Below are 25,022 nucleotides of genomic sequence, written 5' to 3'. Positions count from 1 at the left end.
ATGGACCTGGGACTGCAAGGCAAGTGGGCGCTGGTGTGCGCGGCAAGCAAGGGGCTGGGCAAGGGCTGCGCCCGTGCCCTGGTGGCCGAGGGCGCGAACGTGGTGATCACCGCCCGTGGCGCCGACGCGTTGGAAGCCGCCGCCGCCGAGCTGCGTGCGATGGGGCGCGGCGAGGTTCGTGCCGTGGCGGGCGACATCACCACGCCCGAGGGCCGCGCCGCGGCACTCGCCGCCTGCCCGCAGGTGGACATCCTCGTCAACAACGCCGGCGGCCCGCCCCCGGGGGACTTCCGCAAGTGGACGCGCGAGGACTGGATTCAGGCCCTGGACGCCAACATGCTCACCCCGATCGAGCTCATCAAGGCCACGGTCGACGGCATGATCGCGCGGCGTTTCGGGCGCATCGTCAACATCACCTCCAGCGCCGTGAAGGCGCCCATCGACGTGCTCGGCTTGTCCAACGGAGCACGCAGCGGCCTCACCGGCTTCGTCGCGGGCCTGGCCCGCAAGACGGTGGCCCATAACGTGACGATCAACAACCTCCTGCCCGGCGCCTTCGACACCGACCGTCTGCGCAAGACGATCGAGGCGTCGGCCCAAGCGCAGGGCAAGGACTACGCGAGCGCCGAGGAGGCGCGCCGCAAGGCGATCCCCGCCGGCCGGTTCGGCACGCCCGACGAGTTCGGGGCCGCGTGCGCGTTCCTGTGCAGCGCGCAGGCGGGCTACATCACCGGCCAGAACTTCCTGATCGACGGGGGCGCGTACCCGGGCACGTTCTGAGCGCGCCCGGGGCGCCGCGCCCCGGGGCCTCCTACCGGCGCGAGGACACCACGATGCCGAGCACGATGAGCGCGAAGGCCGCGCCGTGGAACCAGCTCGGCGGCTCCCCGAGGAGGGCGGCCGACATCACCGCCGCGAAGACTGGGGTGAGGTTGCCGAAGAACGCGGCGATCGCCGGGCCGACCGCCGCCACGCCGATGCCCCAGCAGCGGTAGGCGATCAGCGACGGGCCGATCGCGATGTAGGCGAGCGCCGCAGCCACCGCAGGCGACCACTGCACCCGTTGGTCGGTGAACGTGAGCTCCAGCCCCGTGGCCGCACCCGACCAGGCCACGCCGAACACGATCTGCGCGAGCAGGAACTCCGACCAGTGCCATTCCTGCGCCGAGCGGTCGCTGGGCCGCGCGAGCATCCAGCTGTACACCGACCACAGGATCACGGCGAGCAGCATGTAGAGATCGCCCGGCACGAGGCGCACCTGCAAGAGCGTGTGCCAGCTCCCGCGCGAGATCACCAACAGCACGCCGAGCAGGGAGAGCAAGGCGCCCGCCAGCTGGGCGGCGCCCGCCTTCTCGCCGTAGCGCAGCCGCCCGACGACCAACATCCACACCGGCATGCTGGCGGCGATCAAGGTGACGTTGATCGGCGTGGACGTCTGCAGCGCGAGGTACTGCAGCGAGTTGTAGCTGAGAAAACCGAAGAGCCCGAGCCCCGCGAAGCGGCGCACGCGCGGCCACAACGGGCTCGTGCTTCGCAGGATGCGCCAGCCGAGCGGCAGCAGCAGCAAGGCGGCCAGCAGCCAGCGCAGGAAGTTGAGCGTGACGGGGGGCACGCTGCCCACCATCAGCCTGCCGACGATCGCGTTGCCGGCCCACAGGAGCGGCGGCAGGGTCAACCAGACGATGGTGCGGGAGGCGATCGGGGTCATGCGGACTTCAGCGGTCCGCCATGTTAGCGCCGCAGCGCCAGCACTGCTCGAAGGGGCCCTCGATGCGCTCGCCGCATCGCGGGCAGATCCAGACGACATGTCGGGGCCGGCGCAGCAGATCGAGCAACCGTTGCGCCTCGTCGAGGCGCTCGTCGTCCTCGATCCACACTTCTGGCAGCGCCTGATCCGGCGGGATCTCGCCCGCGATGCTGCTCGCATAGGCGCGCTGCACGCTGGCCGCGATGCCGGCCTGCACGAGCCAGTCGCACCACAGCGTGGCGAGCGCGAGGTTGGGCGCCTGGATCAGTCGCTGCATGGCGACGATGGTACCGGTGTCCTGCGCCGAGCAGCGCGCAGCAGCGGCCGAGGCCGGCGGCTCAGGTCGAGGGCGCGGCGGCTTCGCGCGGCACCGCCGCGCGGTAGGCGTGCCACGAGGCGTGCCCGAGCACCGGCCCGACCACCAGCAAGCCCAGAAACCACGGCAGCAACGCCAGCACGACGAGCACGGTGATGCAGGCGCCCCACCACAACATCACCGCGGGCTGGCCCAGCACGAGGCGCAGGCTCGTGAGGCCGGCCGTGATGGCGTCGACCTGCCGGTCGAGGATCATCGGCAGCGAGACGACGCTCACCGCATAGATGAGGCCCGCGAACACACCGCCCACGGCCACGTAGGCCACGATGAACGGGAGGTTGTCGAACGCGAGCAACTGCGCGAGCGAGCCCCGGAAGTCCGGCATCCCATCGAAGCTGACGGCGAACACCACGAGCGAGGCCCGGCCCCACAGCATCTCGAGGATGAGCAACACCCCACCGAAGATCGCCATCGCGCCGAGGCTCTGCTGCCAGACGAACAGCGAGTCGCCGAGGTCGGGCTCCCGGCCTTCCTCGAGGCGACGGCTGGCCTCGTAAAGCCCCAGGCACAGGAACGGCCCCATCAGCAGGAAGCCCGCGCTCAAGGCGAGCGTCCACGCGGGAGCGTGGCGGAACACGGCGAGCAGCGCCCATCCCATCGCTGCGAAGCAGCCGCCGTAGAAGAGCCCGAGGCCGGGGCAGCGCAGGAAGTCGCGCCAGCCGGCCGCGAGCCAGCGCAACGGGTCCGACACCCTGAGCCGCGCCAGCGGGATGTCGAGGGCGCTGCGCCGGGCAGAAGGCGTGTCGCCGTCGCGTGGCGACGACGGTGCTTCGTTGCAAGGGCCCGTGCTGGCAGGGGGCGCGTCGGGCGCGGCGGGGAGGGTGTCCATACTGCCGTTGTACCGAGGTCGGCGGGCCCGCCCAACCGGGACTCTCCCCAGTTTCGTCTTATCGTGCGTCAAGGCCCTCGCGCTCGGGGCCGGCATCGCCGGTCTCGCGGCCGCGCGCCTTCTGCACGCCGCCGTCATTCGTCGTATCTTCGCCTCTCGCAGAGCAGCGCGGGAACGGCCTCGACGAACACCCGGTCCTGCCGCGCGTGACCCAGGCGGGCACCCGCCCGCCGCCATCGAATCCACAACGGAGCAGTTTCATGCCTTTGGCCATCCAGATCCAGCAGTTCGGCGGTCCAGAAGTCCTGCAATGCGTGGAGGTCGCCGTCGGCGCCCCAGGCCCCGGGGAGGTCCGCATCCGCCACCACGCTTGCGGCGTCAACTTCATCGACATCTACCAGCGCATCGGGTTGTACGCCAACCCGCTGCCGATGGTCCTCGGGATGGAAGGCGCCGGCGTGGTCGAGGCGGTGGGCGAGGGCGTCGCGCACCTGCGCGTCGGCGACCGCGTCGCCTACGCCAGCCAGCCGCCGGGCGCCTATGCCGAAGTGCGTGTCATGCCCGCCAAGTGCGTGGTGCGCCTGCCGCAGAGCATTTCCTTCGAGCAGGGCGCGGCGATGATGCTCAAGGGCCTGACCGTGCAGTACCTGCTGCGCAAGACCCAGCCCCAGGGCGGGTTGCAGCCCGGTGACTTCGTGCTCTTCCATGCCGCGGCGGGTGGGGTCGGCCTGATCGCATGCCAGTGGGCGAAGGCGATGGGGCTGCAACTGATCGGCACCGCGGGCTCCGACGAGAAGTGCGAGCTGGCCCGCCAGCACGGCGCGGCGCACGTCATCAACTACCGCCGCGAGAACTTCGTCGAACGCGTCAAGGAGATCACGGGTGGGCGCGGCGTGAAGGTGGTCTACGACTCGGTGGGCAAGGACACCTGGGACGGGTCGCTCGACAGCCTGCAGCCCTTCGGCCTCATGGTGAGCTTCGGCAACGCGTCGGGGCCGGTACCGCCCTTCAGCGTCAGCACGTTGGCAGCCAAAGGCTCGCTGTACGTGACCCGGCCGACGATCTTCACGCACATCGCGACGCGCGAAGCCACCCAGGCGATGGCCGACGACCTCTTCTCGATGGTGACGAGCGGCCAGGTCCGCATCCCCGTCGGCCATCGCTACCCGCTGCGCGATGCCGCGCAAGCCCACCGCGACCTGGAAAGCCGCGCCACCACCGGCTGCAGCGTTCTGCTGCCGTGAGGTGAGCGCGGGCGCCGGCGCTGCCGGGGCGCATCAGGGCTGGCGCAATCGAAGCGCGTCCGCGAGCGCTTCGGCCAGTGCCTGGAGCCCGACCGGCTTGGCGAGGTACCCGTCCATACCGGCCGCCAGGCAACGGGCCCGGTCATCCTGCATGGCATGGGCGGTCATCGCGATGATCGGCAGCCGGGGCGCGCCCGGCGTGGCGGCTTCGTGCCGGCGGATCGCCTCGGTCGCCTCCAGCCCTCCCATCACGGGCATCTGCACGTCCATCAGGACGACATCCAGGCCGCCGGCGGCCACACGCTCCAGCGCCTCCTGACCGTTGCTCACGACGATGCATTCCGCCCCCAGCGCCTCGACCATGGCGACGGTCAGCATCTGGTTCAGCGGGTTGTCCTCGGCCAGCAGGACGCGCTTGCCGCGCAGTTGCGGCCAGGCCTGCGGGCCGGTGGGCGCGGCGGCCGACGGCGACGCCGCCGTGGGCCCCGCTTCGCACGGCAGCGTGCATCGGAAGGTGCTGCCGTAGCCGGGCGCGCTCTCGACCTCGATCCGCCCGCCCATCAGTTCCACCAACCGGCCCACGATCGCCAACCCCAGGCCCGAGCCGGTCGGCCGGCGCCCGGCGGCGCCCGCCGGCAGCGGCCCGGCAAAAGGTTCGAAGATCGCCTGGCATTCCTCGCTCGTCATGCCGGCCCCCGTGTCGGCGACCGTCACGACGAGCGCCGGGGGGGAGGCGCCCCGTGGCGCGCGCGAGCCGGGCGCCGCGTCCCACTGGGCGGTGATGCGCACTTCGCCGACGGCCGTCCGGGCCAGCGCGTGAGCGACCAGATTGGACAGCACACGCCGGATGCGCTGCGGGTCCCCGAGCAGGCGTGGGGGCAACCCCGAGGCCGCGTCCAGCACGAGCCGGACGCCCTTCTGCCGCGCCTGGGCGTGGAACGGCTGCAAGGCGTCGTCCAGCACCTCCTGAAGATCGAACTCCCGGCGCTCCGGCACGAGGCGGTGCGCTTCGATCTTCGCGTAGTCCAGGATGTCGTTGACGATGCACAGCAGCGCGCGGCCCGAGGCATGCACCAGTTCGACGAATTCGCGCTGGTTGGGCGACAGCGGCGTGTGCATCAGCAACTCGCTCATGCCGAGCACGCCGTTGAGTGGCGTGCGCAGCTCGTGGCTCATGTGGGCCAGGAAGCCGAACTTGCTCTGGCGGGCGGACTCCAGCGCCCGGTGGGACGCCTCCAGCCGCTCCTGCCAGGCCGAGACGTCGAAAGCGGCCCACAGCCGCGCCGGGGTGTCGCCCTGGGAGACGTCTCCGCAGTCGTGCAGCTGCCACCACCGGCCTTCGGGATCGCGCCAGCAGCCGGCGGGGCCGTGGTCTTCGGCGGGAACGCTCTGGGGGCCCTCGGACGGGCCCGAGGGGGCCGCCCCGGCACCCGGGCCGCCGATGCACGCCTGCTCGGGCAGTTCGCCCGCATTAGGCGCTTGCCACAGGCGCAGCGCGGCCCGATTCGCCCACACGCCCCGAGGCGGCACGCCGGCGGCCACCCACAAGGGCAGCGCCGCATCCTGCAGCGCCTGGAGGTCGGCGAGAAAGCAGGGGGCAACCATGCCGCATTCTCGGCGTGCGCGGGTGCCGTGGTCAATCGGCTGGGGCCGATGGCCTGGCGGGCCTGAGGGGCGCTCGAGCGGGTGCGCGACCGGCGCAGGCGGGCGGCGGGCTCGCTGCCGCCGCCCGCCTGCGACACGCACCGTTCAGCGGCCTCGTCGCACGCGCAGCAGCTCGTCGAGGATCAGCAGCGCGGCCCCGACGGTGATCGCGCTGTCGGCGATGTTGAAGGCCGGAAAGTGCCGGCCGCGCAGGTGGAAATCCAGGAAGTCCACCACGTAGCCATGCAAGGCGCGGTCGATCACGTTGCCCAGCGCCCCGCCCAGGATCAGCGCGAGCGCCCACGCGAAGAGCCGCTGCGAGCCGTGCCGCTTGAGCATGTAGATGATGAACACCGCCGCGGCGATGCCCAGCCCGATGAAGAACCAGCGCTGCCAGCCGCTCGCGCCGGCCAGGAACGAGAACGCCGCACCGGTGTTGTGCACCCGCACGATGTTGAAGAACGAGGTGACGTAGGTGCTCTGGCCGGGCTGGTAGTAGCCGAGGATCAGCGTCTTGGTGAACTGGTCCAGCAAGATCACCACGACGGCGATGCCCAGCCACGGCAGCAGCGAAGCACCGCCCGCGCCGCCGCCGGGCTTCTTCTTTGCCGCTGCCATCACGCCGCCTTGCGGTCTTCGCCGCTGCCGTACAGGTTGCTCACGCAGCGCCCGCAGATCGTGGGGTGCGCCGGGTCGCAGCCGACGTCCTCACGGTAATGCCAGCAGCGCTCGCACTTGGGGGCGGTCGCCGGGGTCACCTCGACCTGCAAGGCATCGCCCGCGCCGGCCACGGCCTCGGCCTTCGAGGTGATGAAGACGAACTTCAGATCCTCGCCCAGGCTTTGCAGCGCCGCAAGCAGCTCGGCCTCGCCGGCCGGCACGACGAGCCGCACCTCGGCTTGCAGGTTCGGCCCCACCTGGCCTTGCGCGCGCAGGGCCTCGATGTCCTTGTTCACCCGGTCACGCGCGGCGAGGATGCGAGCCCACTTGGGCAAGAGCGCATCGTCGGTCGCGCCGAAGTCCCAGTACGTCTCGGTGAAGATCGAAGGCGAGGCCCCCGGCGCGAAGACCTTCCACGCTTCCTCGGCGGTGAAGCTGAGGAACGGCGCCATCCAGCGCAGCATCGCGTGGGTGATCTGCCACAGGGCGGTCTGCGCCGAGCGGCGCGCCAGCGACTGGGGCGCGGTGGTGTAGAGCCGGTCCTTCAGCACGTCCAGGTAGAACGCGCCGAGGTCTTCCGAGCAATAGACCTGCAACTTCGCCACCACCGGGTGGAACTCGTAGCGCTCGTAGTGGGCGAGGATCTCGTCTTGCAGCTGCTTGGCACGCGCCAGCGCGTAGCGGTCGATCTCGAACAGCTCGGCGGCCGCGACCGCGTCCTTCTGCGGGTCGAAGTCGCTGGTGTTGGCCAGCAGGAAGCGCAGCGTGTTGCGGATGCGCCGATAGGCATCGACCACGCGCGCCAGGATCTTGTCGTCGATGCCGAGGTCACCGGAATAGTCGGTCGAAGCCACCCACAGGCGGATGATCTCGGCGCCCAGCTTGTCGCTCACCTCCTGAGGGGCGACGACGTTGCCGAGCGACTTGCTCATCTTGCGGCCCTGGCCGTCGACCGTGAAACCGTGCGTGAGCAGCCCCTTGTAGGGGGCGTCGTCGTACATCGCGCACGCGGTCAGCAGCGACGAGTGGAACCACCCGCGATGCTGGTCGTGGCCTTCGAGGTACAGGTCGGCCGGCCAGGTCGAGTCGGCCGCGTGGCTGCGCCTGAGCACGTGGAAGTGCGTCGTGCCCGAATCGAACCACACGTCCAGGATGTCGGTGCTCTTGACGTAGTGCTGCGCCTGGTCGCCCAGCCATTCCCGCGGATCGAGCTTCGCCCAGGCCTCCACGCCGCCTTGCTCGACGAGTTGCGCGGCGCGCTCCATCAGCTCCAGCGTGTCGGGGTGCAGCTCGCCGGTGGCCTTGTGCAAGAAGAAGGGCAGCGGCACGCCCCAGTTGCGCTGGCGCGAAATGCACCAGTCGGGACGGCCCGCGATCATGTCGCGCAGCCGGGCCTTGCCGTTTTCCGGATAGAAGCTCGTGCGCTCGATCGCCTCCAGCGCAAGCTGGCGCAGCGTCTTCTTCGCCTTGTCGACCGTGCACACGCCCTCGCCCTCGTCCATGCGCACGAACCACTGCGCGGCGGCGCGGTAGATCACCGGCGTCTTGTGGCGCCAGCAGTGCGGGTAGCTGTGCACCAGCGTGGAGCTGGCGAACAGCCGCCCGGCCTCGCGCAGGGCCTGGATGATCTGCTCGTTGGCCTTCCAGATGTGCTGCCCGCCGAACAGCGCCAGCGCCTCGGCGTACACGCCGTGGCCCTGCACGGGGTTGAGGATGTCCTCGTACTTGAGGCCGTGGGCGATGCAGGAGTTGAAGTCCTCCACGCCGTACGCGGGCGCGGAGTGGACGATACCCGTGCCGTCCTCGGCGGTCGCGTAGTCGGCGAGGTACACCGGCGAGAGCCGGTCATAGCCCGGGTGCACGTGCGCGAGCGGGTGCCTGAACGTCAGCCCTTCGAGCGCCTGGCCCCGCGTCGTCGCGACCACCCGGCCCGTCAGGCCATAGCGCTCCAGGCACTTTTCCACCAGCGCCTGGGCGAGCAGCAGCAGGCCGCGCTCGGTGTCCACCAGCGCGTACTCGAGCTCGGGGTTGAGGTTGAGCGCCTGGTTGGCGGGAATCGTCCAGGGCGTCGTGGTCCAGATCAGGACGTAGGCGTCCTTGTCCAGCTTCGACAGCCCGAAGGCCGCGGCCAGCCGGTCCGGCTCGGCGCACTGGAACGCCACGTCCACCGTGGGCGACTTCTTGTCGGCGTACTCGATTTCGAACTCGGCCAGCGACGAGCCGCAGTCGAAGCACCAGTACACGGGCTTCAAGCCGCGGTAGACGAAGCCGCGCTCCATGATGCGCTTGAGCGCCCGGATCTCGTCGGCTTCGTTGGCGAAGTCCATCGTGCGGTACGGATGGTTCCAGTCGCCCAGCACGCCCAGGCGTTTGAAGTCGGCCATCTGCTGGGCGATCTGCTCCGTGGCGTAGGCGCGGCTCTTGGCCTGCACCTCGTCGCGCGAGAGGCCCCGGCCGTGGGTCTTTTCGATCTGGTTCTCGATCGGCAGGCCGTGGCAGTCCCAGCCCGGCACGTAGATGGCGTCGTAACCCGCCAGTTGCCGGGCCTTGACGATCATGTCCTTGAGCACCTTGTTGACCGCGTGCCCGATGTGGATCTTGCCGTTGGCGTAGGGCGGGCCGTCGTGCAGCACGAACTTCGGGCGCCCGCAGCGCGCGTCGCGCAGCTTCTTGTAGATGCCTTGTTCGTCCCATTCCTTGACCCAACCCGGCTCGCGCTTGGGCAGGTCGCCGCGCATCGGGAAGGGGGTGTCCGGCAGGTTCAGCGTCGATCGGTAGTCTTTGGGCGAGTCGGCCATGGTCGGTGGGGCAAAGGTAGGCTCGCGTACAAGCGGGGCACCGTGCATGCGAGGCACGGGCGGCGACAGGCAGGTGTCGGGGCTGGGCACCCCCACAAGGTCAAATTCGGTCGCGCGTGGTCTGGCGACGCGTCTGCTGATGCAGGGAGGAGAAGTAATCGCGCGCCTGTTCGACGTCCTGACGGATCGCGTCCTTCAGGGCGTCGAGGCCGGCATAGCGGACCTCGTCGCGCAGTCTGTGCAGCAGTTCCACGCGCACGATTCTACCGTAGCCCCCCTCCGGCCCCAGGGATGCGGGCCAGTCCAGGCACAGCACTTCGAGCAGGATGCGCCCGGTGTCCTCCACCGTGGGGCGCACGCCGAGGCTGGCCACCCCGGGCAGGGGCTCGTCGACCAGGCCGTGCGTCTGCACGACGAAGATGCCGCTGGCCGCCGCGCGCCGATGCGGGAACTTGAGGTTCAGCGTGCGAAAGCCCAGCTCGCGCCCGAGCTTGCGGCCATGGATCACGTGCCCGCTGATGCTGTACGGCCGGCCGAGCAGACGCGCGGCGTGCGCCATGTCGCCCGCGGCCAGCGCCTCGCGCACGGCGGAACTGGACACGCGCGTGCCGTGCACCTCGTAACTCATCATGCGTGCGACGTCGAAGCCCAGTCGGCTCCCGGCGGCATCCAGCATGGCGTAGTCGCCGGCCCGCCGGGCGCCGAAGCGGAAGTCATCGCCGACCAGCACGTACCGCGCACCCAGGCCGCGCACGATCACGTCCTCGATGAACGATTGCGCAGACAGGCTCGACAGCCGTTCGTCGAAGGGCAGCACCACCACCTGATCCACGCCGACGCGCTCGAGTTCGGTGAGCTTGTCGCGCAGCGTCGCGATGCGCGCCGGCGCCAGATCCGGCTTGCCCGCCTTCATCGCGAAAAAGTCGCGCGGGTGCGGTTCGAAGGTCAGCACGCAGGTCGGCAGTCCACGATGCTGAGCCTCGTTGTGCAGCAGGGCCAGCATGGCCTGGTGGCCGCGGTGCACTCCGTCGAAGTTGCCGATGGTGAGTGCACAGGCCGGGGCCAGGGCGGCATGGTGAAAGCCACGAAAGACGCGCATGGCGGCGATTATCGGAGGATGTCGCGAGGCCCGGCGCCCGGCTGCCCGCAGCCGGGCCGAGAACTGCCCTCCAGGGTGGGCGTCAGCCCGGGGGCCACGATACAAGGCCCGTCGAGCCAGCGCCATTGCCCCGGCGCCAGGTCGTCGGGCAGCGCGAGTCCGCCGAAGCGGCTGCGATGCAAGGCCTCCACGTGGTTGCCGACGGCCGCGACCATGCGCCGGACCTGGTGGTACTTGCCTTGCGTCAGAGTGAGCCGCAGCCCGCGCTCGCCGGTGCGCTCGCAGGCCGCCGCACGCACGGGCTGGGGGTCGTCGCGCAGCACGACGCCCTCCAGGAGCGCGCGCACCTGATCGTCCGTCACCGGGCGGGCCGTGCGCACCTCGTAGACCTTGGGCACGTGATGCTTGGGCGAGGTGAGCTTGTGCAGCAGCGCCCCGTCGTCGGTGAGCAGCAGCAGGCCCGTCGTGTCCTGGTCCAGTCGCCCGATCGGCTGCACGCCGCGGCGGCGCAGCGCCGCGGGCAAGAGCGTCAAGACGCTGGGCCACGCCGAGGGCTTGCGCGAGCACTCGTAGCCGAGGGGCTTGTGCAACACGATGAGGGCGCGCTCGTGGTAGGGCCAGAGGGTGCCTTGCACTTCGAAGCACAGCCCCGCGGGATCGACCTCCCGATCCGGGTCGTCGCACACCTGGCCACCCAGCCGCACCTCGCCCGCGAGGATCAGTGCCTCGCACTCGCGGCGCGTGCCGAATCCTTGGGAAAACAACACCTGGGCCAGTCGCATGACAAAAAGGGGGGCGAAAACGAAGCAGCCGCCCGGGAAGAGCCGCGGGCGGCTGCGGGCGCGGCGGCAGTCTACCGCGCGTTGGGTGGCGATGCTCAGGCGAAGACGCCGGCCGTGTCCTGCATGAGGGCCGAGACTTCTCCCAGGTGATGCAGCGTGTCGCCGAAGGACAGCTCCAGGCAGGTCAGGCGCTTGAAGTAGTGCGAGCCGACGTATTCGTCGGTCATGCCGATCCCGCCGTGCAACTGCACCGACTGCTGGCCCACGAAGCGCATCGACTGCCCGAGCTGCACCTTCGCCTGCGAGATCGCCCGGCGGCGCTGCGAGGGCTCCTCGCCCAGCTTCAGCGTCGCGTAATAGCTCATCGAACGGGCGAGTTCGAGCTGCATCTTCATGTCGGCCACCCGGTGGCGCAGCGCCTGGAAGGTGCCGATGGGCACGCCGAACTGCTTGCGGGTGTTGAGGTAGTCCACGGTGAGCGCGAAGAGCTTGTCCATCGTGCCCATCGCCTCGGCGCACAGGGCCGCGATGGCGACGTCCGCGGCCCATTCGAGCGCGTCCAGCCCCCCTTCGGGCCCCACCAGCAGCGTCGCCGGGGCGTCCTGGAACTGCACTTCAGCGCCGCGCCCACCGTCTTGCAACGGGTAGCCGCGGGTGCTGACGCCGGTGGCGCGGCGCTCCACCAGGAACAGGGCGATGCCCTCCGGCGCATCCACGGCGCCCGCGACGCGCGCCGGCACGATGTAAGCGTCGGCCACGTCGCCGACGGGCACCACGCTCTTGGCACCGTGCACCGTCCAGCCGCCCCCTTGCGAGCGCGCGCTCGTGCCGACATGCCGAAGCACGTAGCGCGCCTCGCGCTCCTGGTGGGCCAGCACCACGAGCGCCTCGCCGCCGGCGATGCGCGGCAGCCACTGCGACTGCACCTGCGCCGGCGCGTGGTGCCGCAGCACACCCGCCGCGACCAGCGCGACCGCGGCGTAGGGCTCCAGCACGATGCCGCGGCCCAACTCCTCCATCACCACCATCGCCTCGACGGGCCCGAAGCCCATGCCGCCGTGCTCTTCCGGCACGGCCAGGCCCGTGAGTCCCAGCTCTGCCATCTCGCCCCAGGTGTCCCGGGAGTAGCCGCCCGCCTTGACGATGCCGCGCCGGCGCTCGAAGTCATAGGCCTTGTCCACCCACTTGCGCACCGCGTCGCGCAGCTGTTCCTGTTCGTCGGTGAAGTCGAAGTCCATCTCACACCCCCAGGGTCATCTGAGCGACGATGTTGCGTTGCACCTCGTTGCTGCCGCCGTAAATCGTCGTCTTGCGCATGTTGAAGTAGGTCGAGGCCAGCGGCGCGCAGTGCATCGCACCGACGTAGTCGCCCTGCCAGCCGGCTTCCATCGCCTCGAAGATGAAGGGCAGCGAGTAGGGGCCTGCGGCCAACATCATCAGCTCCGTGTAGCGCTGCTGGATCTCCGAGCCGCGGATCTTGAGCAGTGCGGCCACGTCCAGCGCCTTCTTGCCGCCGCGCTCGGCCGACAGCACGCGCAGCACCATCATCTCCAGCGCGACGATGTCCACTTCCAGCTGCGCGATCTGGTCGCGGAAACGCGGGTCTTCGATCAGCGGCCGGCCCCCCGAATGCTCGGCGCGGGCGATGCGCTTGAGCCGTTCCAGCTCGCGCTTGGCGCGGTTGACGTCGGCGATGTTGGTACGCTCGTGGGCGAGCAGGTACTTGGCGTAGGTCCAGCCCTTGTTCTCCTCGCCGACCAGGTTCTCCACCGGCACCTCGACGTTGTCGAAGAACACCTCGTTGACCTCGTGCTCGCCGTCGAGCGTGATGATCGGCCGCACCGTGATGCCAGGCGACTTCATGTCGATCAGCAGGAAGGAAATGCCCGTCTGCGGCTTGCCCTCGGTGGAGGTGCGCACCAGGCAGAAGATCCAGTCGGCGTACTGGCCGAGCGTGGTCCAGGTCTTCTGGCCGTTGACGATGTACTTGTCGCCGCGCCGCTCGGCGCGCGTCTTGAGCGAGGCCAGATCCGAGCCGGAACCCGGCTCGGAGTAGCCCTGGCACCACCACACGTCGCCGCTCATGATGCCGGGCAGGAAGCGCTTGTGCTGCTCGGGCGAGCCGAAGGCCATGATGACGGGCGCGACCATCACGGGCCCGAAGGGCACGATGCGCGGGGCGCCGGCGAGCGCGCATTCCTCCTCGAACAGGTGCCGCTGCACGGCGTTCCACCCCGGGCCGCCGAATTCCTTGGGCCAGGCGTAGCCGTGCCAGCCCTTCTTGCCCAGGATGCGCGCCCAGCGCTGCATGTCGTCCTTGGTGAGCCGCAGGGCGTTGTGCACCTTGTGGCTGATGTCCTGGGGCAGGTTCTCGCGCACCCAGGCCCGCACTTCTTCCCGGAACGCCTGTTCTTCCGGCGTGAAACTCAGATCCATCGATCGTCTCCTCGAAGACGAGCCGGCCGGCCGCCGGCTTTGCGCCTCAACGAGGCCAGTTTACGCACGCCCGTTCGGGCGCGGGTGTCTCTGGGGTGACAAGAAGGGTCTTGGCATGCTGCACAGCAAGACGGCATTCCGGCATCCGGGCCGTCGGCGGCCTCAATACCGGCGCTCGAGGGTGAGTTGGTCGTTCTCGCGCTTCATCTGGAAGCGGGAGAGGAAGCTGTTGCCCAGCAGCACGTAGGGCATCTCCCGGGCCGCGACGACACCCTGGACGTTGCGCACCTCGACATCGCCGATGCGCACCGAGTCGAGCGTCACCGCGTAAGCCGGGATCGTCCCGTTGGCGGTATGCAGGTTGATGCGCTGGCCCTGCTGGTACCGCAGGCCGATGCGCTCGGCATCCCCCGTGGTCATCGACACTGCGGTGGCGCCGGTGTCCACCATGAAGTGCACCGCGCGCCCGTTGATCTGGCCCGGGGTCGTGAAGTGCCCGCCCGATCCGGCCGTCAGCACGATGCGCCGCCCCCCCTCGGCGCCGCCCCCCGCATCGCCCAGGCTCACGGGCGAGGCGCCGAGCGCCAGCGTTTGGCGCCGTCCGCCCATCTCGACCACGGCCTGGCCGGCGGCCAGCGACACCAGCCGAACGCCGTCCACCACGCCTCCCACGGGCACCGTGCGGGGGCTTCCGTTGATGACGAGCAAGGCCTTGTTGCCGAAGCTGCCGGTCAGGGCAACGGTCTCTGCGCGCACCGCGGCGGCGCACAGGCCCGCGGCTGCCAGGAGGAGAAGGTGGAGCCGCGAGTGCATGGGGCGCAAAGGGCGATCAGTCGCGGAAGTTGTTGAAGGACAGCGGCACCTCGGTGACCTCCTTGCGCAAGAGGGCGATCACCGCCTGCAGGTCGTCCTTCTTGGTGCCGCTCACGCGCACCGCATCGCCCTGGATGCTGGCTTGCACCTTCAGCTTGCTGCCCTTGACGAGCTGCTGGATCTTCTTGGCCAGATCCGACTCGATGCCGGCCTTGACCTTGACGAGTTGCTTGACCTTGTCGCCGCCGATCTTCTCGATCTTGTCGGCGAAGTCGAGGAAGCGCACGTCCACGCCGCGCTTGGTCATCTTGGCCAGCAGGATGTCGCGCACCTGGCCGAGCTGGAAGTCGCTGTCGGCATAGAGCGTCAGCTCCTTGTCCTTGTGCTCCACGCGCGCGTCGGAGCCCTTGAAGTCGAAGCGCGTGCCGATCTCCTTGTTGGACTGATCGACGGCGTTGCGCACTTCCACGAAGTTGGGTTCCAGGACGGTGTCGAAGCTCGGCATGGCGGTAGGGGCGGGCGAGAGGCCCGAGACGCGAATCGGCGAAAATTCTGCCATGCAAATCGAGCGAGGCGTGAGCCTGAAGCCCTACAACACCTTCGGCCTGCCAGCGGTGGCGCGCACCCTGGTGCGCATCGAGGCCGACGCGGACGTGCGCGCACTGCTGGCGCACCCGGAGCTGGGGCGCGCGCGCAAGTTCGTGCTGGGCGGGGGCAGCAACATCGTGCTCACGCGCGACGTCGAGCAGCTCGTGCTCAAAGTCGAGGTGCGCGGCTTGCGTCTGGTCGAGACCCGCGAGGACGCCTGGATCGTCGAAGCGGGGGCCGGTGAGAACTGGCACGACCTCGTCACGTGGACGCTGGAGCAGGGACTGCCGGGCCTCGAGAACATGGCGCTGATTCCGGGCACGGTCGGTGCGGCGCCGGTGCAGAACATCGGCGCCTATGGCGTCGAGCTCAAGGACCGTTTCGACTCGCTGGACGCCGTCGACCTCGTGACGGGCCGCACCGTGACCCTGACAGCGCCGATGTGCCGATTCGGCTACCGCGACAGCATCTTCAAGCACGAGTTGGCGGGCAAGAGCCTCATCACGCGCGTGCGCTTGCGCCTGCCCCGCCCCTGGCAGCCGGTGCTCGGCTACCTCGACCTGGAGCGCAAGGTGGCCGAGACGGGCATCACCGCGCCCGACGCGCGCCAGATCTACGACTGGGTGTGCGAGATCCGCCGGCAGAAGCTGCCGGACCCGCGCCTGCTCGGCAATGCCGGCAGCTTCTTCAAGAACCCGGTGGTCACGCCCGAGCAGTGCCGCGACATCATCGGCCGCGACCCGGAGATCGTGCATTACCCGATGCCCGACGGCACCTACAAGCTCGCGGCCGGCTGGCTCATCGACGCTTGCGGCTGGAAGGGCAAGTCCATCGGGCGCGCCGGGGTGTACGAGAAGCAGGCGCTCGTGCTCGTCAACCGCGGCGGGGCGATCGGGGCCGAAGTCGTCACCCTCGCCCGCGCCATCCAGGAAAGCGTGTACGGCCGCTTCGGCATCCGGCTCGAGCCGGAGCCGGTCGTCGCCTGAGCGGACCGGGCTCGATTTCCACCGGATCGCGCCGTCGGGGCCTCGGCACGGGCCTCGGCGCTCCGGGTCGGACGTCGCCGGCCCGGGGCCCTGCGCGATGTCGGCAAGGTGTTCGGCCGGCGCTTCCCGTCGGCCGCTTGCGTCAACCGAAGTGGCAGATGTAGTGGTAGGGCTCGGTCGTGCGGATCTCGAAGCTCGAGTCGCCCGGCACCGAGAACGACTCGCCGGCGCCGTAGCGCTTCCAGGACTGTTCCCCGGCGAGCTTGACCTCGCAGCTGCCGGCCACGCCTTCCATGATCTCCGGCGCGCCGGTGGTGAACAGCAGCGTGCCCGGCAGGATGACGCCGACGCTCTTGCGCGAGCCGTCCGCCAGCGTGAGGGTGTGCGAGACGCACTTGCCGTCGAAGTAGACGTTGGCCTGGGTGCGCACGGAAACATTGTGGAGGGTGTCGGTCATGGTGAGGGGGCCGAAGGGGCGGGCCGGACGAAAACGGCGCCCATGGTAGCGTGGTTCGCGCCGCATCCCACCTCGACGCGCCCGTCTCGGGCTCCAGGTCCGCTGGGCCATTCGAGGCAAAATAGCAACCTTTGCCTTGCGTGGGCGCGAGCGCATGTCGCGCCGCGTGGTCCGCGGCTTACGAGACGGTCGATCATGGCAACCATCCTGCAGAGTCTTCCCGTCGGCCAGAAGGTCGGCATCGCGTTTTCCGGCGGCCTGGACACCAGCGCCGCGCTCCACTGGATGCGCAAGAAGGGCGCGGTTCCGTACGCCTACACGGCCAACCTGGGCCAGCCCGACGAGCCGGACTACGACGCGATTCCGCGCCGCGCGATGGAATACGGCGCCCAGCAGGCCCGCCTGATCGACTGCCGCGCGCAGCTGGCCGCCGAAGGCATCGCGGCGTTGCAGTGCGGGGCCTTCCACATCTCGACGGCCGGCTTGACCTACTTCAACACCACGCCCTTGGGGCGCGCCGTCACCGGCACCATGCTCGTGGCCGCCATGAAGGAGGACGACGTCCACATCTGGGGCGACGGCTCGACCTTCAAGGGCAACGACATCGAGCGCTTCTACCGCTACGGCCTGATCGCCAACCCCTCGCTCAAGATCTACAAGCCCTGGCTGGACCAGACCTTCATCGACGAGCTGGGCGGTCGCGCGGAGATGTCGGCCTTCCTGCAGGCCTCGGGCTTCGACTACAAGATGTCGGCCGAGAAGGCGTACTCGACCGACTCCAACATGCTGGGCGCGACGCACGAGGCCAAGGACCTGGAGCACCTGTCCACCAGCATGAAGATCGTGCAGCCCATCATGGGGGTGGCCTTCTGGCGCGACGACGTCCCGGTCCAGCGCGAGGAGGTCAGAGTGCGCTTCGAGGAAGGGCGGCCGGTCGCGATCAACGGGGTGGAGTACCGCAACCTCGTCGATCTCATCCTGGAGGCCAACCGCATCGGCGGCCGCCACGGCCTGGGCATGAGCGACCAGATCGAGAACCGCATCATCGAGGCCAAGAGCCGCGGCATCTACGAGGCGCCCGGCCTGGCGTTGCTGTTCATCGCCTACGAGCGGCTGGTGACCGGCATCCACAACGAGGACACCATCGAGCAGTACCGCGACAACGGCCGGCGCCTGGGCCGGCTGCTGTACCAGGGCCGCTGGTTCGACCCACAGGCCATCATGCTGCGCGAGGCCGCCCAGCGCTGGGTGGCCCGTGCCATCACCGGCGAGGTGCGCATCGAGCTGCGCCGCGGCAACGACTACTCGATCCTCGACACCACCTCGCCGAACCTCACCTACAAGCCCGAGCGGCTGACGATGGAAAAGGGCGAGCTGAGCTTCACGCCGCAGGACCGCATCGGCCAGCTGACGATGCGCAACCTCGACATCGAGGACACGCGCGGCAAGCTCCAGGTCTACACGCAGGCCGGCCTGCTCACCACCGGCTCGGCCACGGCGCTGCCCGGCCTGCCCGCGGCCGAACAGGGCGAGTGATCGCGCAGGGCGCCGCGCGGCCGTCCGCGAGGCCGGCGGCGCGGCCGGGGCTGTCCGCCGGCCCCTGGCACGGGGCCTGACGACGCGGGGTGGGCCTTCGGGCCGCCTCAAAGGTCCGTGCGCAACTTCCAGATCTCGGGGAACAGCACCACGTCCAGCATCTTGCGCAGGTAGCCCACGCCCGAGGTGCCGCCGGTGCCTCGCTTGAAGCCGATCACACGCTCGACGGTGGTGACGTGGCGGAAGCGCCAAAGGCGGAAGGCGTCTTCCAGGTCGGTGAGCTCCTCGCCGAGCTGATAGAGATCCCAGTGGTGCTCGGGGTCGCGGTACACCGTGAGCCAGGCCTGCTCGACCTCGTCGCTGGCCACATAGGGTTGCGTCCAGTCGCGCTCGACGTGGCTCGCCGGCACCGGCAGGCCCCGCCGCGCCAGCAGGCGCAGCGATTCGTCGTAGAGCGAGGGCGCGCGGTAGAACGCCTCCACTTCGCGCAGCCGCTCCGGCTTGTGGGCGTGCGGCTTGAGCATCGCGGCGTTCTTGTTGCCCAGCGCGAACTCGATGCAGCGGTACTGCCAGCTTTGGAAGCCGCTGGAGTTCGACAGATACGGCCGGATCGCGGAGTACTCGGGCGGGGTCATCGTCGCCAGCACGTCCCACGCGTGCACCAGCTGCTCCATGATCTTCGAGACGCGGGCCAGCATCTTGAAGGCGGGCGCGAGTTCGTCTCGCGCGATGCAGCCGATGGCCGCGCGCAGCTCGTGGATCATCAGCTTCATCCACAGCTCGCTCGTCTGATGCTGCACGATGAACAGCATCTCGTTGTGGTCCGGCGAGAGCGGATGCTGGGCCGACAGCACCTCGTCCAGGTGCAGGTAGTCGCCATAGCTCATGTCCTTGGAGAAGTCGAGCTGCGCCCGCTCGCTCCGGACGATCTGTTCGGGGGTGTTCGTCGTGTTCATCTGAGGGCTCCGCGGTGTCTCCTGCGTCGCGCGCGAGGGATCAGGTCACCGCATGACGTTGGTTGAACTCGGGCCGGCGCCATTCGCCGCTTTCGAGCACGGCGCGCAGGTGCTCGACGGCGTCCCACACGTCCACATGGCGGCAATACAGCGGTGTGAAGCCGAAGCGCAGGATGTCGGGCATGCGCGCGTCGCCCGCACGGAAGTCGCCGATCACGCCGCGAGCGATCAGCGCCTGCACGATCGCGTAGCCGCCTTCTTCGCGAGTGAGGCAGACCTGGCTTCCGCGCAGCGCGTCCTCTCGCGGGCTCACCAGCGCGAGGCCGTGGCCGGCGCAGCGCTCTTCGACCAGGTCCATGAAGAGCTGCGTGAGGGCGAGCGACTTTTCGCGCAAGGCCGCCATGCCGCCCAGCGGCTCGGCGGCGAGCACGGTGTCGACACCGCATTCAAGCGCGGCCATCGACAGGATCGGCGGCGTGCCGCAGAGGTAGCGGGCGATGCCCGCCGCGGGCTTGTAGTCGGGCGTGAACTCGAACGGCGAGGCGTGGCCCATCCACCCGGCCAGCGGCTGCCAGAAGCGGTCCGCGTGACGCGGGTGGACCCACACGAAGGCCGGTGCGCCCGGGCCCCCGTTGAGGTACTTGTAGCCGCAGCCGATGGCGAAGTCGGCGTCGCACCCCTTGAGGTCCACCGGCACCGCCCCCGCCGAGTGCGCCAAGTCCCAGATCGCCAGCGCACCGGCCTCGTGGGCGCGGCGGGTGAGGACGGCCATGTCGTGCATGCGGCCCGTGCGGTAGTTGACGTGGGTGAGCATCAGCACCGCCACGTCCGGCCCGAGGCGTGCCTCGATCTCGTCGGCCTCCACCAGCTCGAGCGCCCACCCCAGCTCCTGCGCGACGCTCTGCGCGATGTAGAGGTCGGTGGGGAAGTTGCTGCGCTCGGACAGGATCACGCGGCGCTCGGGTGCGTCCGCCTGTGCGAGCCGGCTGGCCGCCACCAGCACCTTGTAGAGGTTCACCGAGGTGGAGTCGGCCGCCGTCAGCTCGCCGGCTTCCGCCCCCACGAGCCTTGCGATCTTCGCGCCCACCCGGTGCGGCAGGTGGATCCAGCCGGCCGTGTTCCAGCTGCGGATGAGGTCCTGTCCCCACTCGCACTCCACCACCTCCCGGATGCGTGCGGGCGTGGCGCGGGGCAGCACCCCCAGCGAGTTGCCGTCGAGGTAGATGACGCCCTCGGGCAGCACGAACTGCTCGCGCAAGGGAGCCAGAGGGTCGGCCCGGTCGCGGGCCTCGCAGTCTTGACGTGTGAGCATGTCGTCCTCGTGTCGTAGAGGCGGTGCCCGCTCTCGGCGGCCGGCACCGCGGTGGGTCAGAGTTCGCGCAGCACGGCGCGCACCGGGCTGGCGTCGGCCTCCATCAGCTTGAGCGGCAGGGCGATGAGTTCGTAGTCGCCCTGCGGCACGTCGTCGAGCACCAGGTTCTCCAGCACGCGCAGGTCGCGCCGCCGCAGCACCTGGTGGGCGTCCAAGGTCTTGCTCGGCGCCGGGTCGACCGACGCCGTGTCGATGCCCACCAGGATCACGCCCCGGTCGGCCAGCCACTCCAGCGTCTCGGGCGCGTAGGCCGCGAACTCGTCCACCCAGCGGTCGACCGGGGCCCGCTCGAAGGTGCGCACCAGCACGCGCGGCGGCATCCCCGCGGCGTGCGGAGCCAGGTCCTCCGGACGGATGAGCGGCCCCCGCCCGAGGCAGTGCACCACCCGGCACGGCCCCAGATAGGGGGCGAGGTCGAGGCGGCCGACCGCCTGGCCCTCCGCGGCGTAGTGCAACGGAGCATCGGCGTGCGCGCCGACGTGCGGCGAGAGCGTGAGGCGGCTCACGTTCACCGGGCAGCCGGGGCCGAGTTCGGCGGTCCAAGACTGCTGGTAGGGCGTGTCGCCCGGGAAAACGGGACTGCCGCTGGCGACGGGCGGCGAGATGTCCCACAAGCGCTTCATCGTGTCCTCCATGGCGCCCCTGCGCCCGTCCCGGGGGGCAGGGGCGCGGCCGTGCGCAAGGTCGCGGGATGTGGCTTTCGGCAGGAAGGCCGGACCGTAGCACCGGTGCCGAGGGCGTGGTGTCGGTTATTTCCAACGAATGAGGGTAACCCCGAATGGGCGCTTCGTCACGCCGAAAGAGGCGGCAGCCCGTGCCGCGCGCGGGCGCGTTCGCAGGCGTCGTCGCCCAGGCCCAAGGGGGAGCGCGCGCCGAACTCCCGGCAGGGCGAAGGGCGCCATTCGTAGATGCCACACCACGCGCGTTCTCCCACGCGCCCGACGAGCGCGGCACAGCGCGGACGGGCGTGGTCGGTGCCCCTCATGCGGCAAGTGTGATCGTTGACTTCGACGACCAGCCCGCTGGGCACGCGCCCGCCCGCGTCCTCGCATTCCTCTCGGGCGAAGTCGACGCGGAAGCTGGCGCAGCAGGCGCCGCAGCGGGTGCAGGGGTTGTCGGCGGGAGCGGTCATCGCAGGCGCGGGCGTGGACACCGGTATTGTCCCTCGGTGTTCCCGTCGCTGGGCTTCCCGGCGCTCTCAGGGGGCAGGGATGCGGATCAGAGATGCTCTGGGAGATGTGCGTCTCCGGGGCGCTGCGGGAGGGGCGGTGCGGCGGCGAGCCAGCCGCTAAGCTTGCCCCATGGGCTATCGCTTCCTCGCCGATGGACTGGTGCTGTTGCACCTGGCCTTCGTCGTCTTCGTCGTCGGCGGAGGCTGGCTCGCGTGGCGGTGGCCTCGTCTGGCGTGGCTACACCTGCCGGTGGCCGCCTGGGGCGTGTGGATCGAATGGAGCCGGGGGATCTGCCCTCTCACGCCGCTCGAAAATGCCTATCGCCGCCGTGCGGGCGAAGCGGGCTATTCCGGGTCGTTCGTCGAGCACTACATCCTGCCGGTGCTCTACCCGGCCGGGCTCACGCCCGAGACCCAATGGGTGCTGGGCGCGATCGTGCTGCTCGTGAACGTCCTGGCCTACGCGGGCCTGTGGCGCCGTCGCCGGCGCAATCTCACTCGATCCGGCCGAGCAGAAGGTGCTCCATGAGTGCCTTCTGCACGTGCATGCGGTTGTGGCTGCGGCTCGGCGCTCGTGCGCCTTCACATCGCGGGCGCGATGTGAGCCTGCGCCGGAACCGCATGCCCGGCCCTTCGGGCCGCCGGCCCGGCTTCTAGCCGATCCGGCCGAGCAGAAGGTACTCCATGAGTGCCTTCTGCACGTGCATGCGGTTCTCTGCTTCGTCCCAGACGACGGACTGGGGGCCGTCGATGACCTCGGCGGTGACCTCCTCGCCGCGGTGGGCCGGCAGGCAGTGCATGAAGAGGGCGTCCGGTTTGGCGACCGCCATCATCTCGGCATCGACGCACCAGTCGGCGAAGGCCTTGCGACGCTGCTCGTTCTCGGCCTCGAAGCCCATGCTGGTCCACACGTCGGTGGTCACCAGGTCGGCGCCCCGGCAGGCGTCCATCGGGTCCTTGAAGACCTGGAAGCAGCTGCGGTCCTGGATGCCCGCCACCTGCGGGTCGACCTCGTAACCGGTGGGCGTGCTCACGTGCACCTTGAAGCCGAGGATCTCGGCGGCCTGCAGCCAGGTGTTGGCCATGTTGTTGCCGTCGCCCACCCATGCGACGACGCGCCCTTCTATGGAGCCGCGGTGCTCGATGTAGGTGAAGATGTCGGCGAGGATCTGGCAGGGATGGAACTCGTTGGTCAAGCCGTTGATGACGGGCACGCGCGAGTTCGCGGCGAAGGCGTCCAGCTTGGTCTGCTCGTAGGTGCGGATCATCACCAGGTCGACCATGCGCGAGATGACCTTGGCGGTGTCCTCGATCGGCTCCGAGCGCCCGAGCTGGCTGTCGCCGGTCGTCAGGTGCACCACCGAGCCGCCGAGCTGGTACATGCCGGCCTCGAAGCTCACGCGGGTGCGGGTGGATGCCTTCTCGAAGATCATGGCCAGCGTGCGGTCCACCAGCGGGGTGTACTTCTCGTAGTTCTTGAACCGCTTCTTGATGATCGCCGCGCGCTCGAACAGATACGCGTATTCCTCGGCGCGCAAGTCCTTGAACTGCAGGTAATGCTTGATGAGGGGCAGTCCCGGTTTCATCGCTGGCTCCCGGTCAGGCGGGCGTTTCGGCAAGGAAGCTCTTGATCAGCGGGCAGAGGATCTCGACGACCTGTGAGGCTTCGCCCTCGGTCATGATGAGCGGTGGCACGAGCCGGATCACCCGGTCGGCCGTCACGCTGACGAGCAGGCCCGCTTCGAGCGCGCGTTGCAGCAGCACGCCGCAGGGGCGATCGAGTTCGACGCCGATCATCAACCCCTGTCCGCGGATGTCGGCGACGCCGGCCACGCCCGCCAGTTCGCGCTCCAAGCCGGCCTTGAGGGCCGCCCCGACGCGCGCCGCATTGTCCAGCAGGCCCTCTTCTTCCATGATGCGCAGCGTCTCCAGCCCCGCACGCATCGCCAGCGGGTTGCCGCCGAAGGTGGTGCCGTGGTTGCCCTGCTGCAGCACGTCGGCCGCTTTCGGCCCCGCCACGACCGCACCTACCGGCACCCCAGACCCCAGGCCCTTGGCCAGCGGCATCACATCCGGCTTGATGTCCGCCCACTGGTGCGCGAACCACTTGCCGGTGCGGCCGATGCCGCATTGCACCTCGTCGAGCATCAGCAGCCAACCGCGCTCGTCGCAGATGCGCCGCACGGCCTGCAGGTAGTCCACGCGTGCCGGGTTGATGCCGCCTTCGCCCTGGATGGTCTCGAGGAAGACCGCGACCACATTGGGCCGGCTGCGCGCCACGTCTTCGAGGGCCGCCACGTCGTTGAGCGGCACCCGCACGAAGCCGGGCACGAGCGGCTCGAAGCCCTTCTGCACCTTCGGATTGCCCGTGGCCGACAGCGTGGCGATCGAGCGGCCGTGGAAGGCGCGCTCGTAGACGACGATCTCCGGCAGGTCGATGCCCCGGTCGTGCCCGTACTTGCGCGCGATCTTGATCGCCGCCTCGTTGGCCTCCAGCCCGCTGTTGCAGAAGAAGACGCGGGCGAGGCCCGAGAGCTCGACCAGCTTGGCGGCCAGTTGCTCCTGCAGGGGCACGCGGTAGTAGTTCGAGCAGTGGATCAGCTTGGCGATCTGGTCCTGCAGCGCCGGCACCAGCTTGGGATGGGCGTGGCCCAGCGTGTTGACGGCGATCCCACCCAGCGCGTCGAGGTATTCACGGCCCTCGGTGTCCCACACGCGGCAGCCTCGCCCGTGCGACAGCGCGATCGGCAGGCGGCCGTAGGTGTTCATCAAGGGACTCTCGACGCTCATCGGTATCTCCCAGCAAGACAAAAACGAAAATGCGGAGGCGGCTCGCCACCCCATGCTTCGGGCGGGACGGGCCGGCTCCGCGTCGGCGTTCCATTCTATCGGGTGCGACGGGCCGACAGCGCAATGAAAGCCGGCGCTGGCACCATCCCGGCTGGATTCCGCTCGCCGCCCGCCGGCGTGGCGCGGTTCCCGTCCCGGCAGGCGCGAGGACACTCTTATATAAGATATCATTTCGAGGAGTGAAGCCGCGGCTGCGCACACTACACTTCGCATCCCGCTCGCAACCCGCCACAAGCGGCCCATTCACCTCCCGCCCATGACGACCTCCAAGCCCCGCGAGTTTTTCATCCAGGGGATCACCACCGATGGCCGCGTCTTCCGCCCGAGCGACTGGGCCGAGCGTTTGGCGGGGGTGATGTCGCAGTTCCGGCCGGGCGGACAGGTCCGGGGCCCGACGGCGCACTTGAGCTACTCGCCTTACTGCCTGCCCACCGTGGTCAACGGCGTGAAGTGCGTCGTCGTCAACGAAGCCGTGCGCGAGATCGAGCCCATGGCCTGGGACTTCGTCATGAATTTCGCGCGGGACAACAACCTGCAGGTGGTGGAGGCCTGCCTGCTGCCCGAGGAGCCGCGCAAGGCATGAGGGGCTGCTCGAGCGCCGCCCGCTGAGCCGGCACCCCGAAGCGAAGGTCCGATGCCGGCATACCCCCTTGCCCAAGAGCTGCGATTGCGATCGTC

The 25,022-nt window shown here is 69.6% G+C and carries 25 protein-coding genes; 6 read left to right on the top strand and 19 right to left on the bottom strand.

Annotated elements, in window-relative coordinates; all coding sequences use genetic code 11:
* On the top strand, positions 1 to 780 hold the full coding sequence (locus OMP39_RS11035) for an SDR family oxidoreductase (protein WP_264891775.1): 780 nt from the start codon (positions 1 to 3) through the stop codon (positions 778 to 780).
* A gap of 31 nt (positions 781 to 811) precedes the next feature.
* On the opposite strand, the gene OMP39_RS11030 is transcribed toward OMP39_RS11035, so the two are convergent.
* The 3 genes from OMP39_RS11030 to OMP39_RS11020 all read right to left on the bottom strand — a co-directional run bounded on the left by OMP39_RS11030 (position 812) and on the right by OMP39_RS11020 (position 2,952).
* Positions 812 to 1,708, bottom strand: coding sequence for a DMT family transporter (locus OMP39_RS11030; RefSeq protein WP_264891774.1), 897 nt, complete (start codon positions 1,706 to 1,708; stop codon positions 812 to 814).
* A 7-nt stretch (positions 1,709 to 1,715) separates the two neighbouring features.
* A complete protein-coding gene (locus OMP39_RS11025; protein WP_264891773.1) occupies positions 1,716 to 2,024 on the bottom strand; it encodes a putative signal transducing protein in 309 nt (102 codons plus the stop codon).
* Positions 2,025 to 2,085: 61 nt separating this feature from the next.
* On the bottom strand, positions 2,086 to 2,952 hold the full coding sequence (locus OMP39_RS11020; protein WP_264891772.1) for a DUF2189 domain-containing protein: 867 nt from the start codon (positions 2,950 to 2,952) through the stop codon (positions 2,086 to 2,088).
* 260 nt (positions 2,953 to 3,212) lie between these two features.
* Between OMP39_RS11020 and OMP39_RS11015 the strand changes: the two genes are divergently transcribed.
* Positions 3,213 to 4,196, top strand: a complete 984-nt coding sequence (locus tag OMP39_RS11015) for a quinone oxidoreductase family protein (protein WP_264891771.1) — start codon at positions 3,213 to 3,215, stop codon at positions 4,194 to 4,196.
* Between the two features lie 33 nt (positions 4,197 to 4,229).
* Here the strand turns inward: OMP39_RS11015 and OMP39_RS11010 are convergent, their stop codons facing one another.
* The 9 genes from OMP39_RS11010 to OMP39_RS10970 all read right to left on the bottom strand — a co-directional run bounded on the left by OMP39_RS11010 (position 4,230) and on the right by OMP39_RS10970 (position 14,933).
* Positions 4,230 to 5,801: a response regulator gene (locus OMP39_RS11010; RefSeq protein ID WP_264891770.1), complete on the bottom strand. Its 1,572-nt coding sequence runs from the start codon at positions 5,799 to 5,801 to the stop codon at positions 4,230 to 4,232.
* Between the two features lie 144 nt (positions 5,802 to 5,945).
* Positions 5,946 to 6,458: a signal peptidase II gene (gene lspA / locus OMP39_RS11005; protein ID WP_264891769.1), complete on the bottom strand. Its 513-nt coding sequence runs from the start codon at positions 6,456 to 6,458 to the stop codon at positions 5,946 to 5,948.
* Positions 6,458 to 9,298 (bottom strand): isoleucine--tRNA ligase, encoded by a 2,841-nt coding sequence (gene ileS / locus OMP39_RS11000; protein ID WP_264891768.1) that lies wholly within the window; start codon positions 9,296 to 9,298, stop codon positions 6,458 to 6,460. Before ileS ends, lspA begins: the two co-directional genes overlap by 1 nt.
* Positions 9,299 to 9,398: 100 nt before the next feature.
* Positions 9,399 to 10,397, bottom strand: coding sequence for a bifunctional riboflavin kinase/FAD synthetase (locus tag OMP39_RS10995; protein ID WP_264891767.1), 999 nt, complete (start codon positions 10,395 to 10,397; stop codon positions 9,399 to 9,401).
* Between the two features lie 8 nt (positions 10,398 to 10,405).
* Positions 10,406 to 11,179, bottom strand: a complete 774-nt coding sequence (locus tag OMP39_RS10990; protein ID WP_264891766.1) for a pseudouridine synthase — start codon at positions 11,177 to 11,179, stop codon at positions 10,406 to 10,408.
* 95 nt (positions 11,180 to 11,274) lie between these two features.
* A complete protein-coding gene (locus OMP39_RS10985) occupies positions 11,275 to 12,417 on the bottom strand; it encodes an acyl-CoA dehydrogenase family protein (protein WP_264891765.1) in 1,143 nt (380 codons plus the stop codon).
* A gap of 1 nt (position 12,418) precedes the next feature.
* A complete protein-coding gene (locus OMP39_RS10980) occupies positions 12,419 to 13,615 on the bottom strand; it encodes an acyl-CoA dehydrogenase family protein (RefSeq protein WP_264891764.1) in 1,197 nt (398 codons plus the stop codon).
* Between the two features lie 162 nt (positions 13,616 to 13,777).
* Positions 13,778 to 14,428, bottom strand: a complete 651-nt coding sequence (locus OMP39_RS10975) for a retropepsin-like aspartic protease family protein (protein WP_264891763.1) — start codon at positions 14,426 to 14,428, stop codon at positions 13,778 to 13,780.
* Positions 14,429 to 14,444: 16 nt separating this feature from the next.
* Positions 14,445 to 14,933, bottom strand: coding sequence for a YajQ family cyclic di-GMP-binding protein (locus OMP39_RS10970; RefSeq protein WP_264894539.1), 489 nt, complete (start codon positions 14,931 to 14,933; stop codon positions 14,445 to 14,447).
* A gap of 52 nt (positions 14,934 to 14,985) precedes the next feature.
* On the opposite strand from OMP39_RS10970, the gene murB reads away from it, so the two are divergent.
* Positions 14,986 to 16,002, top strand: coding sequence for a UDP-N-acetylmuramate dehydrogenase (gene murB / locus OMP39_RS10965; RefSeq protein ID WP_264891762.1), 1,017 nt, complete (start codon positions 14,986 to 14,988; stop codon positions 16,000 to 16,002).
* Positions 16,003 to 16,144: 142 nt separating this feature from the next.
* On the opposite strand, the gene ppnP is transcribed toward murB, so the two are convergent.
* Positions 16,145 to 16,459 (bottom strand): pyrimidine/purine nucleoside phosphorylase, encoded by a 315-nt coding sequence (ppnP, locus tag OMP39_RS10960; RefSeq protein ID WP_264891761.1) that lies wholly within the window; start codon positions 16,457 to 16,459, stop codon positions 16,145 to 16,147.
* A 195-nt stretch (positions 16,460 to 16,654) separates the two neighbouring features.
* On the opposite strand from ppnP, the gene argG reads away from it, so the two are divergent.
* On the top strand, positions 16,655 to 17,995 hold the full coding sequence (gene argG, locus OMP39_RS10955) for an argininosuccinate synthase (RefSeq protein ID WP_264891760.1): 1,341 nt from the start codon (positions 16,655 to 16,657) through the stop codon (positions 17,993 to 17,995).
* Positions 17,996 to 18,102: 107 nt separating this feature from the next.
* On the opposite strand, the gene kynA is transcribed toward argG, so the two are convergent.
* The 4 genes from kynA to OMP39_RS10935 all read right to left on the bottom strand — a co-directional run bounded on the left by kynA (position 18,103) and on the right by OMP39_RS10935 (position 21,455).
* Positions 18,103 to 18,951, bottom strand: a complete 849-nt coding sequence (gene kynA, locus OMP39_RS10950; protein WP_264891759.1) for a tryptophan 2,3-dioxygenase — start codon at positions 18,949 to 18,951, stop codon at positions 18,103 to 18,105.
* 40 nt (positions 18,952 to 18,991) lie between these two features.
* Positions 18,992 to 20,263, bottom strand: coding sequence for a kynureninase (gene kynU / locus OMP39_RS10945; protein WP_264891758.1), 1,272 nt, complete (start codon positions 20,261 to 20,263; stop codon positions 18,992 to 18,994).
* Positions 20,264 to 20,319: 56 nt separating this feature from the next.
* Positions 20,320 to 20,946 (bottom strand): arylformamidase, encoded by a 627-nt coding sequence (gene kynB / locus OMP39_RS10940; protein ID WP_264891757.1) that lies wholly within the window; start codon positions 20,944 to 20,946, stop codon positions 20,320 to 20,322.
* A 167-nt stretch (positions 20,947 to 21,113) separates the two neighbouring features.
* Positions 21,114 to 21,455, bottom strand: a complete 342-nt coding sequence (locus tag OMP39_RS10935; RefSeq protein ID WP_264891756.1) for a YkgJ family cysteine cluster protein — start codon at positions 21,453 to 21,455, stop codon at positions 21,114 to 21,116.
* Between the two features lie 169 nt (positions 21,456 to 21,624).
* Here OMP39_RS10935 and OMP39_RS10930 point away from each other — a divergent pair, with 169 nt between their 5' ends.
* The gene (locus tag OMP39_RS10930) at positions 21,625 to 22,023 is read left to right on the top strand and encodes a DUF2784 domain-containing protein (RefSeq protein ID WP_264891755.1); all 399 of its coding nucleotides are present in this window, start codon (positions 21,625 to 21,627) and stop codon (positions 22,021 to 22,023) included.
* 124 nt (positions 22,024 to 22,147) lie between these two features.
* Here OMP39_RS10930 and argF read toward each other — a convergent pair whose 3' ends face one another.
* Both argF and OMP39_RS10920 read right to left on the bottom strand, forming a co-directional pair.
* Positions 22,148 to 23,080 carry an ornithine carbamoyltransferase gene (gene argF / locus OMP39_RS10925; protein ID WP_264891754.1) on the bottom strand — a complete coding sequence of 311 codons (933 nt, stop codon included), beginning with the start codon at positions 23,078 to 23,080 and terminating at the stop codon, positions 22,148 to 22,150.
* A 13-nt stretch (positions 23,081 to 23,093) separates the two neighbouring features.
* Positions 23,094 to 24,284: an acetylornithine transaminase gene (locus OMP39_RS10920; RefSeq protein WP_264891753.1), complete on the bottom strand. Its 1,191-nt coding sequence runs from the start codon at positions 24,282 to 24,284 to the stop codon at positions 23,094 to 23,096.
* Between the two features lie 316 nt (positions 24,285 to 24,600).
* On the opposite strand from OMP39_RS10920, the gene OMP39_RS10915 reads away from it, so the two are divergent.
* On the top strand, positions 24,601 to 24,927 hold the full coding sequence (locus tag OMP39_RS10915; protein WP_264891752.1) for a DUF3579 domain-containing protein: 327 nt from the start codon (positions 24,601 to 24,603) through the stop codon (positions 24,925 to 24,927).
* The last annotated feature ends 95 nt before the right edge of the window (positions 24,928 to 25,022 follow it).

This window comes from Schlegelella aquatica (genome assembly GCF_026013905.1).
Lineage (GTDB): Bacteria > Pseudomonadota > Gammaproteobacteria > Burkholderiales > Burkholderiaceae_C > Caldimonas > Caldimonas aquatica.
Note: the sequence above shows the minus strand (reverse complement) of the source record. Positions and strands in the feature narration are given on the sequence as shown.

Coding starts and splice junctions, on each gene's coding strand:
- OMP39_RS10920 (WP_264891753.1), bottom strand. CDS start 24,284: ATGAGCGTCGAGAGTCCCTTGATGAACACCTACGGCCGCCTGCCGATC.
- lspA (WP_264891769.1), bottom strand. CDS start 6,458: ATGGCAGCGGCAAAGAAGAAGCCCGGCGGCGGCGCGGGCGGTGCTTCG.
- murB (WP_264891762.1), top strand. CDS start 14,986: ATGCAAATCGAGCGAGGCGTGAGCCTGAAGCCCTACAACACCTTCGGC.
- OMP39_RS11030 (WP_264891774.1), bottom strand. CDS start 1,708: ATGACCCCGATCGCCTCCCGCACCATCGTCTGGTTGACCCTGCCGCCG.
- OMP39_RS10985 (WP_264891765.1), bottom strand. CDS start 12,417: ATGGACTTCGACTTCACCGACGAACAGGAACAGCTGCGCGACGCGGTG.
- OMP39_RS10915 (WP_264891752.1), top strand. CDS start 24,601: ATGACGACCTCCAAGCCCCGCGAGTTTTTCATCCAGGGGATCACCACC.
- OMP39_RS11010 (WP_264891770.1), bottom strand. CDS start 5,801: ATGGTTGCCCCCTGCTTTCTCGCCGACCTCCAGGCGCTGCAGGATGCG.
- OMP39_RS11035 (WP_264891775.1), top strand. CDS start 1: ATGGACCTGGGACTGCAAGGCAAGTGGGCGCTGGTGTGCGCGGCAAGC.
- OMP39_RS11015 (WP_264891771.1), top strand. CDS start 3,213: ATGCCTTTGGCCATCCAGATCCAGCAGTTCGGCGGTCCAGAAGTCCTG.
- kynU (WP_264891758.1), bottom strand. CDS start 20,263: ATGCTCACACGTCAAGACTGCGAGGCCCGCGACCGGGCCGACCCTCTG.
- OMP39_RS11025 (WP_264891773.1), bottom strand. CDS start 2,024: ATGCAGCGACTGATCCAGGCGCCCAACCTCGCGCTCGCCACGCTGTGG.
- OMP39_RS10935 (WP_264891756.1), bottom strand. CDS start 21,455: ATGACCGCTCCCGCCGACAACCCCTGCACCCGCTGCGGCGCCTGCTGC.
- ileS (WP_264891768.1), bottom strand. CDS start 9,298: ATGGCCGACTCGCCCAAAGACTACCGATCGACGCTGAACCTGCCGGAC.
- argG (WP_264891760.1), top strand. CDS start 16,655: ATGGCAACCATCCTGCAGAGTCTTCCCGTCGGCCAGAAGGTCGGCATC.
- OMP39_RS10990 (WP_264891766.1), bottom strand. CDS start 11,179: ATGCGACTGGCCCAGGTGTTGTTTTCCCAAGGATTCGGCACGCGCCGC.
- kynB (WP_264891757.1), bottom strand. CDS start 20,946: ATGAAGCGCTTGTGGGACATCTCGCCGCCCGTCGCCAGCGGCAGTCCC.
- OMP39_RS10970 (WP_264894539.1), bottom strand. CDS start 14,933: ATGCCGAGCTTCGACACCGTCCTGGAACCCAACTTCGTGGAAGTGCGC.
- OMP39_RS11020 (WP_264891772.1), bottom strand. CDS start 2,952: ATGGACACCCTCCCCGCCGCGCCCGACGCGCCCCCTGCCAGCACGGGC.
- OMP39_RS10930 (WP_264891755.1), top strand. CDS start 21,625: ATGGGCTATCGCTTCCTCGCCGATGGACTGGTGCTGTTGCACCTGGCC.
- argF (WP_264891754.1), bottom strand. CDS start 23,080: ATGAAACCGGGACTGCCCCTCATCAAGCATTACCTGCAGTTCAAGGAC.
- OMP39_RS10975 (WP_264891763.1), bottom strand. CDS start 14,428: ATGCACTCGCGGCTCCACCTTCTCCTCCTGGCAGCCGCGGGCCTGTGC.
- kynA (WP_264891759.1), bottom strand. CDS start 18,951: ATGAACACGACGAACACCCCCGAACAGATCGTCCGGAGCGAGCGGGCG.
- OMP39_RS10980 (WP_264891764.1), bottom strand. CDS start 13,615: ATGGATCTGAGTTTCACGCCGGAAGAACAGGCGTTCCGGGAAGAAGTG.
- OMP39_RS10995 (WP_264891767.1), bottom strand. CDS start 10,397: ATGCGCGTCTTTCGTGGCTTTCACCATGCCGCCCTGGCCCCGGCCTGT.
- ppnP (WP_264891761.1), bottom strand. CDS start 16,459: ATGACCGACACCCTCCACAATGTTTCCGTGCGCACCCAGGCCAACGTC.